Source organism: Thioclava pacifica DSM 10166, assembly GCF_000714535.1.
In the GTDB taxonomy this organism is placed as follows: Bacteria; Pseudomonadota; Alphaproteobacteria; order Rhodobacterales; family Rhodobacteraceae; genus Thioclava; species Thioclava pacifica.
Genome location: NZ_AUND01000038.1, coordinates 39884 through 53512 on the forward strand (window position 1 = coordinate 39884; position 13629 = coordinate 53512).

The window sequence follows — 13629 nt, forward strand, 5'->3', positions numbered from 1 at the left end:
GCGCTGATGTGTGGACGGTTTGAGAAGCCTTAGCCTTGGACTTGGCTGCCCGGCACGTCTGGGGACACGGGGCCATTTCCGCCGGGGAGCCCGGCTTAGTAAAGCAAATGGAGTGAAAGATGAAACTGTTCAAACTCAAGACCCTTCGCGATCTCAAGGATGATGAAGAAGGCGTCACCGTCGTCGAATACGGTATCGCGCTGGCGATCGCTGTCGGCATCGGCTCGGCGATCTATGGTGTGGTCAGCACCGGTGTGTTCACCCAGCTTTCGGGCGCTGCGACCATTCTCGGCCAAACTCCTGGCCAGTACGGCGACTGAGTTTCCGGCGGCAGCGGTTCGAGCAGTCTCGGACCCGCTGCGCCTTCAGGTGCACTCGCTTAGGGCAGTTCGGTGTTCGATTTGCCCTAAGCCATTCAAACCTCAGAAATGGAGAGCGCCATGCGTATCGCATCCCTGCTGACCTTCACCGCCGGTCTTGTCGTTGCGGGCGGCTCGGCCTACCTGGCGCAGAATTTCTTTGAAGCGAAGCTTCAGCGTGAGGCCGCTGCCGAAAAATCCGGTCTGGTTGAAGTTCTCGCGGCCGCACAGAGCATTCCGTTCGGTCAGACCATCGAATCCCAAAAGTTGACCACCATCGCTTGGCCCAAAGAGGCTTTGCCGCCTGGGGTCTTCACGGACTCTGCGGCTCTTCTTCCGGCTAAGGGTGAACAACCGCGCCGCGCGAAGGCCGAGATTGCACAAGGCGAGCTGATCCTTGCCTCCAAAGTCTCCGGCTATGGCGAGAAGGTCACCATCGTCCAGACCCTCGGTCCGAACAGCCGCGCCATGGCGATCAGCGTCAACGCATCAAGCGGCGTCGGCGGTTTCGTCACGCCCGGCGACAAGGTCGATGTGATGATGACGCGCGGCAAGAACGATACGCTCAAGACCGTCACGATCCTTCAGGATGTGCGGGTGATCGGCGTCGACCAGACCTCGGATGAAAAGGTGAAGACGCCGGGTGTCGCGCGCACCGTGACGGTCGAAGTGACGCCCGAACAGGGCCAGCGCCTCGCTCTGGCGCAAAAAGCCGGGACGCTCAGCCTGACGCTGCGCACGCTCGATGATGCGGAAAACGCTCCGCTGCCCTCGATCGGCCTTGCGGATATCCTGAGCGAGCGTCCGTCCAAGCTCGAACCGACCCAGGTGCGCACGGTGAAAATCCGCCGCGGCACCGAAGTCACCGAGACCGCGATCAAGTGAGGCGCGGGGAAGATGGCACGCATCCAAGACAGCATCCGGCGCTTCGCCCGAGATGAAGACGGGACGATCCTCGTCTTCTTCGGCATAAGCCTCGTTATCCTGTTCGGGCTGGTAGCCCTCTCTTTCGATCTCGGTCGCCTCGGGAGCACGCGCTCCGAACTGCAATCCTATGCCGATTCCTTGGCGCTGGCCGCCGCAGGCGAGCTCGACGGCAATTCAGACGCGATCTCGCGCGCCAATTCCGCCGCTGCGCTCGTGTCCGACTCGCAGAGCTTCGGCGCGGGCGGACGGACGCTGAGCTATGCCGAAATCGATCCCGACAGCACAGACGGCGCCGATGTGGTGAGCGATGTGACGCTTACGTATCTCTCGAGCCTGCCGACGGGGACCGAGACCATCGCGGATGTCAGCACAACCGATCCAGCGAAAGCGGCTTTCGTCCATGCTGCCGTGGCGCGCCACGATGTCAGCGCCACTTTTGCCGCTGTTTTCACCTCGCTGGGTGGGTTCGATGCGTTTGACGGCAGGGCTGAAGCCGCTGCTATTGCAGGTCTCGAAATCCAGGCCTGCGATGTGACCCCCCTGATGTTCTGCGTGCCCCCTGGGTTCAAGGCTTCGGCCAATATCGGCACGATGGTGCGTCTGCGCGCGGGTGGCAGCGGTGCGGCCTGGGGGCCGGGCGATTTCGGTTTTCTCGACCCCGACAAGATCAAGGTCGATGACGAAGGACCTTGCGCGAAGCTCAGCGGCGCACAGCTCGATGCCTGCCTTCTCGGTGCGCAACAAAGTATCACGCAATGCTTCAATCAGCGTGGCGTTGATACCGAGCCGGGGCAAAAGGAAGGGCTCAACGCTTCGATCTTCAACGTTCGCTTCGATATGTATCAGGCGATCATGAACGGGCTGAGCGGTGACGAGGACTATGCGCCCGCGCCCAACGTGATCAAGGGGATCATCAAGAAGGACCCGGGCCAGAGCTCCAATGACAACGAGAACCAGGGTCAGGGCAAAGCCGATTGCATTGGTGAGGCCGAGCAGGCTTCGCCCGACACGGTTGGTCTGCCGCGCGATGACTGCTTCATGGATTCAAGCTGCGATCGCTTTGGCGATGGCGACTGGAGCGTGGGGCGCGAAACCTATGTCGCAACGAATTATGGCGTAGATGTTGACGATCCTCATCCGGACGCGGTCACGCGTTACGATTATTACCTTGCCGAGATCGAGGCGGCTGCTGGGGGCGATATCCTGACCGGCCGCGCCGAGACGGGTCTTCCCACCTGCGCGCCTGCCGCGTCGAGCAATGCCGACCGCCGTGTGCTGATCGTCGCGGGGATCGATTGCTCGGCCGAGACCGGCACCGAAATCAAGGGCAAGACGTCAGACGTGCCGGTGAAGGAATTCGTAAAGGTCTTCCTCACCGAACCGGTGGGCGAAGACGGCTCGACCCCGCCGGTCATGGATATCTGGGGTGAGATCATCGGCTCGGCCAGCAATGGCGGTTCGGAAGAAACAGGGACTGGGGGTATCGTGCGCGATGTCGTCCAGCTCTACCGGTGAGCGCGATGTGGGGGATGATCGCATATCCGCTCCGCAGCCTGCGCCGCCTCTGGCGCGATGAGGACGGTGCGCAGCTCGTGGAATTCGCGCTGGTTCTGCCGATCCTGCTGTTGATCTTCGCGACGATCGTCGAAGGCGGCCGGATGTTTCTTTCCTATCAGACGGTGATCGGGGGCGTGCGGGACGCGAGCCGGTATCTCGCCCGCGTCACTCCGCGCGATATCTGCGATGACGAGGATACGTTCGACGGGCGCGACGATGATCTCACGGAGATCGTCGAAAACGCCCTGACGGGTGAGAGCCTGCTGCCGAGTGGCATCACGATCACCGGCGTCACCCCGAGCCTCACCTGCACCACCGGCGATTTTCGCTTCGGCACCGCGCCTGTCGTGAGCGTCAGTGCTGCGCTGAGCATTACCTTTCCGTTTGGCGGGCTCTTCTCCTTGGCGACGGGCCAGACGCCTGGCACGGTCTCGACGAACGTCGCCGATGAACACCGGGCGTATGGCACATGAGCGCGCCTCTCGCATATCGCGCCCGCAAGGCGCTGCGCGGCTTTGCCCGCGATGAGAGCGGGGCGACGCTGGTCGAGTTCGCGCTGGTGATCGGGCTCTACCTGATGATCTTCTTCGCGCTGATCGATTTCGGGCGCATGGCCTTTCACTATGTGAACGCGCAACGCGCGCTTCAGGTCGCGGCGCGGCTCGCGGCGGTGCGCTCGCCCGCGTGCGATGACGTTCCTCTGATCCACGAACGCGGGGTTACCCCACAAGGGGAGATCGAGCCGAATTTCGGCACGAACTGCAACGTCTCCGACACGACCTGCGCCGATCCCGGAACGATCACCTGCGCAGGCGATGCCAATAACGATACGGCGGATGAGATCTGGACCATCGTCCAGCGCGCGCTGCCCAGTGACGCCGAGATCGGGGACCTGTCCTTTTCTTATTCCTATGATCCCGACCTCGGCTTTCTCGGTGGGCCTTACGTGCCGATCGTGACCGTCAAACTGCAAAATCTCGACTTTCAGTTCGTAACGCCGATCGGGGCCTTCGCCTCGCTTTGGACGAGCGAGGAAGTCACACAAATATCGCGCGTGACCTTCCCGAGCCTGAGCACCTCGATGCCGGGGGAAGCTCTGGGACGGGATGGGACGAGCTGAGAGATGAAGGGGAGAGATGACATGACGAGCGTGAACAAGCAGATGTTCCTGGTGGCCGATACCGCTGAGGCGGTGCAGGCAGCGCCCGCGCAGCGCCGGTTGAATTTCGCCGCCGAATCCGAGCGCGTCGCGAAGGGTGGTTCTGCAGCGCATGTGGGGCAGGTTATCGCCGTCGCGCGCAGTCGGGGCGGGATCGGGGCGACGATGCTCGCGGTCAACCTGGCCCATCAGCTCGCCTCGATCGGCGCCAAGCGCAAGGGCGGACCGGCGCGCCGCGTCGCGCTCGTCGATCTCGATCTGCAATTCGGCATGGTCTCGGGCTTTCTGGATCTCGAACCGAGCCCCGCGCTTTATGATATGGCGCGCGACGGGAGCGTGCCTGACGAGACCTTCCTCGAACAGTCGCTGCAATCGACCCCGGATGGGCTCGACGTGCTCTGTGCGCCATCCGCCTTCGCGCCGCTCGACGCGCTGCGGCCCGAACAGCTGCGCGGGCTGATCGAGGCGATGCAGGCTCGCTACGATTATGTCGTGGTCGATCTGCCCCACGCGCTCGTCGACTGGGTGTCCCCGGTGTTGGGCCATGCCGGGCTCATGTATCTCGTCACCGATCTTTCCGTGCCCTCGCTTCAGCAGGCACGTCGCCTGATCGACGCCTATAGCGAGGACAATCTCGCGATGGAGATCGAGGTCGTGGTCAATCACGAGGCGCGCCCGCTCTTGCCGCGCCGCCAACACCAGGAGGCCGCGCGCGCGCTCGATCGCGAGCTGCGCCATTGGTTGCCCGAAGATCCGCGCGCGGCGAAGGAAGCCGCCGATCGCGGCCTGCCGTTGGGGCGCGTTGCGCGCCGCTCGGCCCTGTCGAAAGCGGTGGGGAAACTCGCCCAGGAACGTCTCAAGAAAGCCGCCGCTGCGGCGCAACAGAACTGAAGCGGAGGGTACAGACATGTTTCGCAATTTCACCGATCGCGGTTCGAAGCCTTCCGACAAGGACAAGGTGATCCCGCTTGGCCAACACCGTGCCGCGGCAGGCACGCCAGCCGATGCGCTCGTGCTGAATGAGAGCGCGGTCAAGGCCGTGCCCGAGCCGGCCTTCGAGGAAAGCCAGCGCCGCGCGCTCGAACTGAAGAGCCGCCTGCATGACGCGCTGCTCGACCGTCTGAACCTGTCGATGATCGACAAGGTCGTGCCCGAGGAACTGCGTCGCGAAGTGGCCACGCTTGTCTCTGAAGAGCTGCGCGACTCCAAGACGCCGCTGCGTGCCGATCAGTTCAAGACGCTGGTCGATGAGCTGCTCGACGAAGTGCTGGGCCTTGGACCGCTGGAGCCGCTGATCGCGGATCCCACGATCAACGACATCCTCGTGAATGGGTGTCAGAAAGTCTTTATCGAGCGCAACGGCGTGCTGGAACGCACCCAGGTCCGTTTCCGTGACGAACGTCACCTGCTGCGCATTATCGACAAGATCGTCTCGCGCGTTGGCCGCCGGATTGATGAGAGCAATCCTTGGGTCGATGCCCGTCTTGAGGATGGAAGCCGCGTCAATGCGATCATCCGCCCGTGCGCGATTGACGGTCCGAGCATCTCGATCCGCAAATTCGCCCGCCAGCCCTATACGCTGGAGCGTCTGGTAGATACCGGGATGATGACCGAGCAGGCTTCGCATTTCCTCAAGGGGTTGGTGCGGGCTCGCAAGAATATCCTGATCTCGGGCGGCACGGGCTCGGGCAAGACGACGCTTCTCAACGCGATCTCGGCGGCGATCGACCCGCGTGCGCGGATCGTCACGATCGAGGATGCGGCCGAACTTCAGCTCCAGCAGGAGCATGTGGTGCGTCTTGAAACCCGCGCCTCCAACCCGAACGGTCAGGGCGCGGTGCATCAGCGCGATCTGGTGCGCAATGCGCTGCGGATGCGTCCCGATCGCATCATCGTCGGCGAGGTGCGTGGCGGCGAGGCCTTCGACATGCTTCAGGCGATGAATACCGGTCACGACGGTTCGATGACCACGGTGCACGCCAATTCCGCCCGCGACGCGCTGGGCCGGATCGAGCAGATGGTGACGATGATCGGCCTCGACATGCCGCTCTCCGCGATCCGTTCGCAGATCGCCTCGGGGCTCGATATCGTGGTGCAGATCGCGCGCATGTCCGATGGCCGCCGTCGTGTGCTCTCGATCTCCGAGATCACCGGCCAGGAAGGCGATATCGTGATGATGCAGGAGATCTTCACCTTCCGGAAGAAAGGCACGCTCGGCGATGGCACCATCGAGGGCAATTTCACCGCGACCGGGCTGCGCCCGCGTTGCCTCGAGGACATGATCGCGGCCGGTGTCGAGGTCGATCCGTCCGATTTCGTGGTTCGGGGGTAAGGGGTCATGTTCAGCGGCATCGAGAATGACTGGTTTGCCTATCTCACCTATAGTGGCATCGCGCTGGGCATGCTGCTGGCGGTGACGGGCGCATTGCATCTGGCCAGCCGCAGCGAAACGCGCGGCGAGGCGAAGAGCCGCCGGATGAAGATGATCGCTCAGGGCCGCAACACCGAAGAGCTGCTGGCGCTTCTGAAACCGCCGCCGCGCAAGGGGATCGCGGCGCGCCTGCCGCAGACGCTCGATCTCGCGCGCCAGCTGCATCGCGCGGGGATGCCGATCTCGGCGGACCGGTTCGTTGCGCTTTGCGCCTCGATCGGGGTGGGGGGCTTCGTGCTCAGTTTCGCGGCTCTCGGCCCAATCTGGGCTGTGCTTGTGGCGCTGGCCGTGGGTGTGGCGATTCCGGCGCTGGTGGTGCGCTTTCGCGCCAAGGGCCGGATGACGAAGCTGACGGCTCAACTGCCTGATGCGCTCGACATGCTCGCGCGCGGGCTTAAGATCGGCCATCCGCTGAACATGACGATCGGCGCCGTGGCCGAGGAGATGCCCGACCCGATCGGGACCGAGTTCGGCCTGATCTTCGACCAGGTGACCTATGGCGACGACCTGCCCGATGCGGTGCTCGATTTCGCGGATCGGGTGGGGATCGAGGACGCCGATTATCTTGCTGCGAGCATCGGGATCCAGCACGGCACCGGCGGCGATCTCGCCCGCGTGCTCGAAGTGCTGGGCCGGACGATCCGCGGCCGCATCGCATTGCGCCGCAAGATCAAGGCGATCTCGGCGGAGGGGCGGGCCTCGGCCTGGTTCCTAAGCACGCTGCCCTTCATCATGTTCGGCTTCACGAATTTCATTTCACCGGGCTATTTCGGCGAAGTGGCCGATGACCCGCTCTTCAAACCGATGGCCGCGATCGTGCTGGTGCTGGTGGCGCTCAACGCGCTGATCCTGCGCAAGCTGGTGACGTTCCGGATCTGACAGGGAGGAAAGAGCCATGCTGATGACTCGTATCGAAAGCATTGCGCTGGAGCTGGGCATTGCGCCCGAGACGGTTCTGGCGGGCGGTATCGGGCTCGGAGCGCTGCTGGTGATCTGGGGGCTGCTCGCAGCGTTCCAGCGGGATCGCGCGGTCGAGCGCATCGCCGCGATCGGAGGCACGCGCGGAAATGTGCGCGCCGAGCATTCGCTGCTCAAGGCGCCGGAAGCCACACCGGGGCGCTTCATGAAAGCCTTTGTTCCGGCCGATCGGCAGAAGCGCAGCGCGCTACAGCGCAAGCTCGAGATGGCAGGGATGTCGGATGCGGGCGCGCTGCGCCGCTTCACGCTCGTGCGCATCGTCCTTGGCATCGGCCTTCCGGGTGTGTTTCTCGCGCTGCTGATTGCCGCGCGCACGCCCGATCTGACCTTGCCCCTTGGCCTCTCGGAGCGTCTCGGCGGGCTCAGCGGTATGGCGACCTATCAGATCCTGACCGGGCTCGTGGCCTTTGGCTATCTCGCGCCGCTCAAATGGCTGGGCGGACGCATGAAGGAGCGCCGCTTGCGCATCGAAGAGAGCTTTCCGAATGCGCTCGACCTGATGCAGGTCTCGATCGAAAGCGGCATGGGCTTTGACGCGGCGATGACGCGGGTTGGCAACGAGCTGACCAATACCTCTCCCGAGATCGCCTTCGAGTTCCTTTCGGTGCAGCGCCAGGTGCAGGCCGGGCGTGAGCGCGACGCGGCGCTGCGCGACATGGCCGAGCGCACCGGGGTCGAGACCGTGCGGGCCTTCGCCAATGTCGCCACGCAATCTCTGCGCTTCGGCTCCTCCATGGCGCAGGCGCTCACGACCTATGCCGAAGAGTTGCGTGCGATGCGCGAGCTGCGCGCTCAGGAGAAGGCCAACCGGCTGCCCGTGCAGATGTCGGGCGTGCTCGCCTCGCTGATGCTTCCGGCACTGATCCTGATCTGTCTCGGACCCATCGTGATTCGCTATCTCAACAATTTCTGAGCCGATTTCGGCTGGAAAGGAATCGTTTCAATTTGCGAAACGATTGGAAAAACAGGAAAATTAAGGGGGTTTGTCTCGGCGGTCGTGCTGAAAACTAAACCACGGGTTGTTACGCGAATTCAGTAATGCATCCACAGGGGGCTGTGGATATCGATCTTCAGATTAGTTTAGGCGTATGGCGGAAATTGAGTTACGCTGGGGCATCTCACAAGCTGCCAAGAAAATGTGAGAAATTTTGATAAGTCTTTGGGATGGTGGGGGCCATGAAGGACTATGTGATGGATCGGGGTGGGGACCCCGGTCAGCAACGCGCTATTGAAGCCGGTATGATCGGCGCTGTGGCGCAATGGTGCGAGTGCTTGCACGGAACCAATCCGCTGCGCAGCGCTCTGCGAATTCTGACTGACAGTATCGGGGCTGAGGCGATCGTGCTTTCGCGCTATGCGCGGGCCGGTGAGACGCCGACGCGGGTTCTGGTCCATGACCGGGCGCGCTCGGGCTGCCGGATCCCGTTGCAGCAGAGCTTCGCCGAGTTGCTGCTCGACGGTTATCTCGACAAGGCCAAGCCGGGCTCGACCTGGTATGGCTCGATGCGCGACGAGGAGCTTCCGGCAGCCGCCGCGATGCTGCTGGCGCGGCGTCAGCTTAATGAGCTGGTGGTGATCCCGCTCGAGGTGAGCGATCGCGCGATCGATACGATCGAGCTGCATTTCACCGACAAGCTGCGCCATTACCAGCAGGCGGTGCTGACGATCCTGGCCGATACGCTCAGCCGTACCTGGAGCAACCGCGCGCGGGGCCTGTTCACCGAGGCGCTGCTCAAATCGGCCGCGGCGCAGGCTGCACCGGCTGTCGGTTCGCCGATCCTGAGCGCGGACAATCCCGCGCGTCTCAGCCGCGCCGAATATCGCGTCTGCCTGCTGCTGAGCCACGGCCAGTCGCCCGACCAGATGCGCGGCGAGCTGGGGATCTCTGAATCGACGCTGCGCACGCATCTGAGCAACCTCTATGCCAAGACCGGGGCGCGCAATCTGGCGGAGCTGACCTTCCAGCTCGTGTCGGATCTGCCCTTCGAGCTGACCCGCCGCCACGCGGGACGGCTGGCATGAGCCTGCAACTGCTGCCGCTTGTCGCGCTGGCGCCACTTCTGTTGATGGTGGCGTTCAGCGACCTGCGCGAGATGCGCATCCCGAACTGGATGGTGCTGATCGCGCTGGGTCTCTTCGTGATTTGCTCACCACTTCTGGGCTGGTCCGAGATCGGGTCGCGTCTGATCGTGGCGGGGGCGACCTTCGCGATCGGCTACGTGCTCTTCGCGCTGCGTGCTTTCGGGGGCGGGGATGTGAAGTTCCTGACCGTACTGATGCTGTTCGTACCCTCGGTCGCAGTGGCGCAGTTTCTGATGGTCTTTTCGGTGGCGTTGATCCTCGGGAGCGGCATCGCGATCGGGTTGCAGCGCGCCCCGGTTGCGGCGCGACTCGACTGGGTCACCTGCCGTCGCCGCGGCAAATTGCCGATGGGCATTTCGCTTGCGATGGCGGGGCTCGCGCTGCCTTACGTGCTCTCGATCGGTTAACCGCGCGTCAAAACTTGGCGAGATGCGGGGAGTTCTTGTGCAAGATCAAGGCTCAAGAGGATTTTTTGTGTCATACTGAGCGGATAGTCAAAGCAGGGGGGCTTGCTATGCGTGGTCACGAATTTCGTTTTTGGATGCAGGGAACGGCGCTCGCGTCGGGCGTGTTGATCGGCCTGTCGGGGATAGGCTTTGCGCAGGAGGCTGCAACGCCTGACGCCGCGGCCGCAGCAACGCAAGAGGCCGCAACGCAAGACGCTTCGCAGGCCTCGCCGCGCAGTCGCGCCGAGGCGTTGCTTTATGGGCTCGAGGGCCAGACCAAGGATGTGGCGGCAGGGCTTGCACTTCTGGAAACCGCTGCTGCGCAGGGCGATCACCCGTCGCAGACCGCGCTTGGCAACCTGTTGCTCTGGGGCGGTCCGCTTCCGGCCGATCCTGCGCGGGGGGAGGCGCTTCTGTCCGAGGCTGCGGCGGCTGGGGATGCCGAGGCCAAACTGATCCTCGGCAGACAACTTATCGGCGGATGGGCGCTGCCACGCGATCTAGATCGCGGCAAGGCGCTGCTTGAAGAGCTGGTGGCCGAGGGCGACCCCAAGGCCGAGGTCGCATTGGCTGAATTCTACCTCTATGGCACGGGACTGCCGAAGGATTGGGACAAGGCCAAGGCGCTTGCCGAGGCTGCGGCCGACAAGGGCGACGGTCAGGGCATCTGGAAATACGGCGAGATGCTGATGTGGAGCGAGCGCGACGCGAAGACTGCCGAGGCGATGCTCAACCGCGCCGGCGAGCTGGGCGTGGGACAGGCCTATGCCACGCTCGCGGAAGGCGCGATGTATGGCTATCTCGGCGGCGGTTCGGTCTCCCGCGCGAAATTCGACGGCTATGCCGAGAAGGCGCGCGCGGCGGGCAATCAGCGCATCGAAGTGCTCGATGCGATCCGCCAGATGTGGGGCATCTCGATGCGCGCTGACGGGCCGAAAACCGTCGAGGAGCTGACCAAGGCCGCCAATGCCGGAAATCGCGAGGCAGGGCGGTATCTGCTCGGGCTGCTGCGGGATGGCAACGGGCTCAATATCCAGAAAGATCGTGCGGCCGCCGAGGCGCTGCTCAAGGATCACCCCGAACTGTTCACCGATGCGGAGCGCGCCGAGATGCAGTTGAGCATCGACGTGGCGAAACGACGTGATCCGAAAGGAATCGCGGCCTCGGCAGAGGTGGTGCAATCGCGCCGAGGCGATCTGAGCCAGTCGGCTGCCGAGGATCTCTACAAGGCCGCGCCGAACGTGGTGATCTATGTGCTTCAGCAGGATCTGAAGGCGAAGGGGCTCTATGCGGGCAAGCTCGACGGGCTGGCGGGGCCGCGCACGCTGAAGGGGTTGAACAAGCTGTGCAAGACCTTGCCGGGCGGGCTTAATTGCACCGATGGCATTCTGAGCCGGAAGACCATTGGCGCGCTGCTGATCGCTCCTTGATCGACCAATCCCGCCCGCGACGCATTCTCGCAGTGAAAACGGTGTGTTCGCGGGTAGGATTGCTTTGTATCAAGGTTATCCAAACCTTAATCTGATAGTCTTAATAAGCTTGAGGGGAAGCGAACCTTTCAGGCGTCCAACGGGCCAGGTGGGAACGGCCCGAAGTTTTGAAGGGGTGAAAATGTCTGCCGAAAAACAATTTGTTCCGCCCTTCGCCAGTGGGGCTGGTGCGCTGTCGGGTGCGAGCGCGCACCGGCGCACGGTGCTCATTGCGGGCGGGGCGGGCTTCATCGGGTCCAATCTCGCGCGCCGACTGCTGGCGCAGGGCGACCGGGTGATCTGCATCGACAATCTGGAAACCGGACGAAGTGCGAATATCGAGGGGCTGATCCCCAATCCCGATTTCGCTTTCTTCCTTCATGATATCGTCGAGCCCTTTACCGTGAAGGGGCCGGTGGACCGGATTTACAATCTCGCCTGCCCGGCCTCGCCACCGAAATATCAACGCGATCCTGTGCATACGCTCAAGACCTCCTTCATCGGGGGGCTGAACCTGCTCTCGATCGCCGAGAAGAAGCATGCTCGGATCCTGCAAAGCTCGACCTCCGAGGTCTATGGCGACCCGGATATCTCGCCGCAGCCGGAGAGCTATCGCGGTCTGGTCAACACGGTCGGCCCGCGGGCCTGCTACGACGAGGGCAAGCGCGCTACCGAGACGCTGTTCTACGAGAGCCACCGTCAGAGTCACGTCGATGTGCGCATCGCGCGGATCTTCAACACCTACGGGCCGCGCATGGACCCCGAAGACGGGCGCGTCGTGTCGAATTTCGTCGTGCAGGCGCTGACCGGTCAACCGCTCACGATCTATGGCGACGGCACGCAGACGCGGTCCTTCTGCTACATCGAGGACATGCTCGACGGCTTGACCGCGCTGATGGAGGCCGATGAGGTGGAGCCCACGATCTTCGATCCGGTGAACCTCGGCAATCCGCATGAGTTCACCATGCTCGAACTGGCCGATCTGGTGCAGGATCTGACCGGCGCGAAGGTGAAGCGCGACTTTCACCCGCTGCCCAAGGACGACCCGCTCCAGCGCCGTCCCGATATCACCCGGGCCAAGACGATCCTGGGATGGGAACCGAAAGTGCCGCTTCATGACGGGCTGATCCCGACGATCGAATATTTCCGCGACGAGATCGAGATGGCGCAGCAGAAAATCGGCGGCGTGGCATGAGCCAACCAAAGATCCTCGTCACCGGGGGCGCGGGCTATATAGGCTCGCATTGCTGCAAGGCGCTGGCGAAGGCCGGGCGTGAGCCGGTCGTCTATGACAACCTCTCGCGCGGCCATGCCGATGCCGTGCGCTGGGGACCGCTGGTGGTGGGCGACATGCGCGACCGCGCGCTGCTGGAAAGAACGCTGGCCGAACATCAGATCGGCGCGGTGATCCATTTCGCGGCCCTCGCCTATGTCGGCGAGAGCGTTGGCGCGCCCGAGCAATATTATGACGTGAACCTTGGGGGCATGACCGCGCTGCTCGAGGCGGCCGGGGCCGTGGGGGTCGACAAGATCGTCTTTTCGTCGAGCTGCGCGACCTATGGCACGCCCGAGCGCCTGCCGATCTCGGAAGATCTGCCGCAGACCCCGATCAACCCTTACGGCCGCACGAAGCTCGTCTGCGAGTGGATGTTGCAGGATGCCCAGACCGCCCATGGGCTGCGCTTTGCCGCCTTGCGCTATTTCAACGCCGCCGGCGCAGATCCCGAAGGCGAGATTGGCGAGCGCCATGATCCCGAGACCCATCTGATCCCGCTGGTGCTCATGGCGGCCTCGGGGCAGGCGGGGCCGCTAAAGATCTTCGGCACCGATTATCCCACGCCCGATGGCACCTGTATCCGCGACTATATCCATGTCGACGATCTGGCCCGCGCCCATCTGCTTGCGCTCGATCACCTCGAAGCAGGCGGCGCGAGCCTGAAGCTCAACCTCGGCACCGGGCGCGGCGCGTCGATCCACGAGGTCGTGGCGGCGGTGGAACGGGTGACCGGCCGCAAGGTACCGCATGAGCTTGCCCCGCGTCGCCCCGGCGATCCGGCAGAGCTGACGGCGGACCCGTCGAAGGCGGCCGAGGTGCTGGGGTTCACCGCGCGCTATCGCGATCTCGATGAGATCGTGGCCCATGCCGCGCCGTGGTTCGGCTTGTAGCCGCCTGACCAGCCGTCAGCCGGGCTTGAGCCTGCCGCCCGGACCTCTATCTTGC

General features: G+C 63.6%; 14 protein-coding genes. All 14 read left to right on the top strand.

The features are described from left to right. Positions 1–119 precede the first annotated feature (119 nt). The 14 genes from TP2_RS14190 (at position 120) to galE (ending at position 13574) form a co-directional block, all read left to right on the top strand. Complete coding sequence (locus TP2_RS14190) at positions 120–320, top strand: Flp family type IVb pilin (protein WP_038078853.1); 201 nt, start codon at positions 120–122, stop codon at positions 318–320. Positions 321–440: 120 nt separating this feature from the next. Then, positions 441–1244 (top strand): Flp pilus assembly protein CpaB, encoded by an 804-nt coding sequence (gene cpaB / locus TP2_RS14195; protein ID WP_038078856.1) that lies wholly within the window; start codon positions 441–443, stop codon positions 1242–1244. A gap of 12 nt (positions 1245–1256) precedes the next feature. Next, entirely contained in the window at positions 1257–2801 is a 1545-nt protein-coding gene (locus TP2_RS14200; RefSeq protein WP_038078859.1) for a TadE/TadG family type IV pilus assembly protein, read from the top strand. A 14-nt stretch (positions 2802–2815) separates the two neighbouring features. After that, the gene (locus tag TP2_RS14205; protein ID WP_051692685.1) at positions 2816–3316 is read left to right on the top strand and encodes a TadE/TadG family type IV pilus assembly protein; all 501 of its coding nucleotides are present in this window, start codon (positions 2816–2818) and stop codon (positions 3314–3316) included. Next, positions 3313–3963, top strand: coding sequence for a TadE/TadG family type IV pilus assembly protein (locus TP2_RS14210; protein WP_051692659.1), 651 nt, complete (start codon positions 3313–3315; stop codon positions 3961–3963). The genes TP2_RS14205 and TP2_RS14210 overlap by 4 nt, the downstream gene beginning before the upstream one ends. Positions 3964–3984: 21 nt before the next feature. Next, positions 3985–4893 carry a CpaE/TadZ family protein gene (locus TP2_RS14215; protein ID WP_038078863.1) on the top strand — a complete coding sequence of 303 codons (909 nt, stop codon included), beginning with the start codon at positions 3985–3987 and terminating at the stop codon, positions 4891–4893. Between the two features lie 16 nt (positions 4894–4909). Beyond that, positions 4910–6334, top strand: a complete 1425-nt coding sequence (locus TP2_RS14220) for a TadA family conjugal transfer-associated ATPase (protein ID WP_038078865.1) — start codon at positions 4910–4912, stop codon at positions 6332–6334. 6 nt (positions 6335–6340) lie between these two features. Beyond that, positions 6341–7312 (top strand): type II secretion system F family protein, encoded by a 972-nt coding sequence (locus tag TP2_RS14225; RefSeq protein ID WP_051692661.1) that lies wholly within the window; start codon positions 6341–6343, stop codon positions 7310–7312. 16 nt (positions 7313–7328) lie between these two features. After that, on the top strand, positions 7329–8324 hold the full coding sequence (locus TP2_RS14230) for a type II secretion system F family protein (RefSeq protein WP_240473775.1): 996 nt from the start codon (positions 7329–7331) through the stop codon (positions 8322–8324). 263 nt (positions 8325–8587) lie between these two features. After that, positions 8588–9433 (top strand): helix-turn-helix transcriptional regulator, encoded by an 846-nt coding sequence (locus TP2_RS14235; RefSeq protein ID WP_169739542.1) that lies wholly within the window; start codon positions 8588–8590, stop codon positions 9431–9433. Continuing rightward, complete coding sequence (locus tag TP2_RS14240; RefSeq protein ID WP_038078869.1) at positions 9430–9900, top strand: A24 family peptidase; 471 nt, start codon at positions 9430–9432, stop codon at positions 9898–9900. The genes TP2_RS14235 and TP2_RS14240 overlap by 4 nt, the downstream gene beginning before the upstream one ends. Before the next feature lie 107 nt (positions 9901–10007). Continuing rightward, positions 10008–11369, top strand: coding sequence for a tetratricopeptide repeat protein (locus TP2_RS14245; protein WP_038078871.1), 1362 nt, complete (start codon positions 10008–10010; stop codon positions 11367–11369). Between the two features lie 181 nt (positions 11370–11550). Next, positions 11551–12603 carry a UDP-glucuronic acid decarboxylase family protein gene (locus tag TP2_RS14250; RefSeq protein ID WP_084714329.1) on the top strand — a complete coding sequence of 351 codons (1053 nt, stop codon included), beginning with the start codon at positions 11551–11553 and terminating at the stop codon, positions 12601–12603. After that, positions 12600–13574, top strand: a complete 975-nt coding sequence (gene galE, locus TP2_RS14255; protein WP_038078873.1) for a UDP-glucose 4-epimerase GalE — start codon at positions 12600–12602, stop codon at positions 13572–13574. The genes TP2_RS14250 and galE overlap by 4 nt, the downstream gene beginning before the upstream one ends. Positions 13575–13629 lie beyond the last annotated feature (55 nt).

Bases quoted from the DNA above. Each gene is read 5' to 3' on its own strand.
- TP2_RS14215 (WP_038078863.1), top strand. From the start codon at position 3,985: ATGACGAGCGTGAACAAGCAGATGTTCCTGGTGGCCGATACCGCTGAG.
- TP2_RS14210 (WP_051692659.1), top strand. From the start codon at position 3,313: ATGAGCGCGCCTCTCGCATATCGCGCCCGCAAGGCGCTGCGCGGCTTT.
- TP2_RS14205 (WP_051692685.1), top strand. From the start codon at position 2,816: ATGATCGCATATCCGCTCCGCAGCCTGCGCCGCCTCTGGCGCGATGAG.
- TP2_RS14250 (WP_084714329.1), top strand. From the start codon at position 11,551: ATGTCTGCCGAAAAACAATTTGTTCCGCCCTTCGCCAGTGGGGCTGGT.
- TP2_RS14240 (WP_038078869.1), top strand. From the start codon at position 9,430: ATGAGCCTGCAACTGCTGCCGCTTGTCGCGCTGGCGCCACTTCTGTTG.
- galE (WP_038078873.1), top strand. From the start codon at position 12,600: ATGAGCCAACCAAAGATCCTCGTCACCGGGGGCGCGGGCTATATAGGC.
- TP2_RS14200 (WP_038078859.1), top strand. From the start codon at position 1,257: ATGGCACGCATCCAAGACAGCATCCGGCGCTTCGCCCGAGATGAAGAC.
- TP2_RS14220 (WP_038078865.1), top strand. From the start codon at position 4,910: ATGTTTCGCAATTTCACCGATCGCGGTTCGAAGCCTTCCGACAAGGAC.
- TP2_RS14190 (WP_038078853.1), top strand. From the start codon at position 120: ATGAAACTGTTCAAACTCAAGACCCTTCGCGATCTCAAGGATGATGAA.
- TP2_RS14225 (WP_051692661.1), top strand. From the start codon at position 6,341: ATGTTCAGCGGCATCGAGAATGACTGGTTTGCCTATCTCACCTATAGT.
- TP2_RS14245 (WP_038078871.1), top strand. From the start codon at position 10,008: ATGCGTGGTCACGAATTTCGTTTTTGGATGCAGGGAACGGCGCTCGCG.
- TP2_RS14230 (WP_240473775.1), top strand. From the start codon at position 7,329: ATGCTGATGACTCGTATCGAAAGCATTGCGCTGGAGCTGGGCATTGCG.
- cpaB (WP_038078856.1), top strand. From the start codon at position 441: ATGCGTATCGCATCCCTGCTGACCTTCACCGCCGGTCTTGTCGTTGCG.
- TP2_RS14235 (WP_169739542.1), top strand. From the start codon at position 8,588: ATGAAGGACTATGTGATGGATCGGGGTGGGGACCCCGGTCAGCAACGC.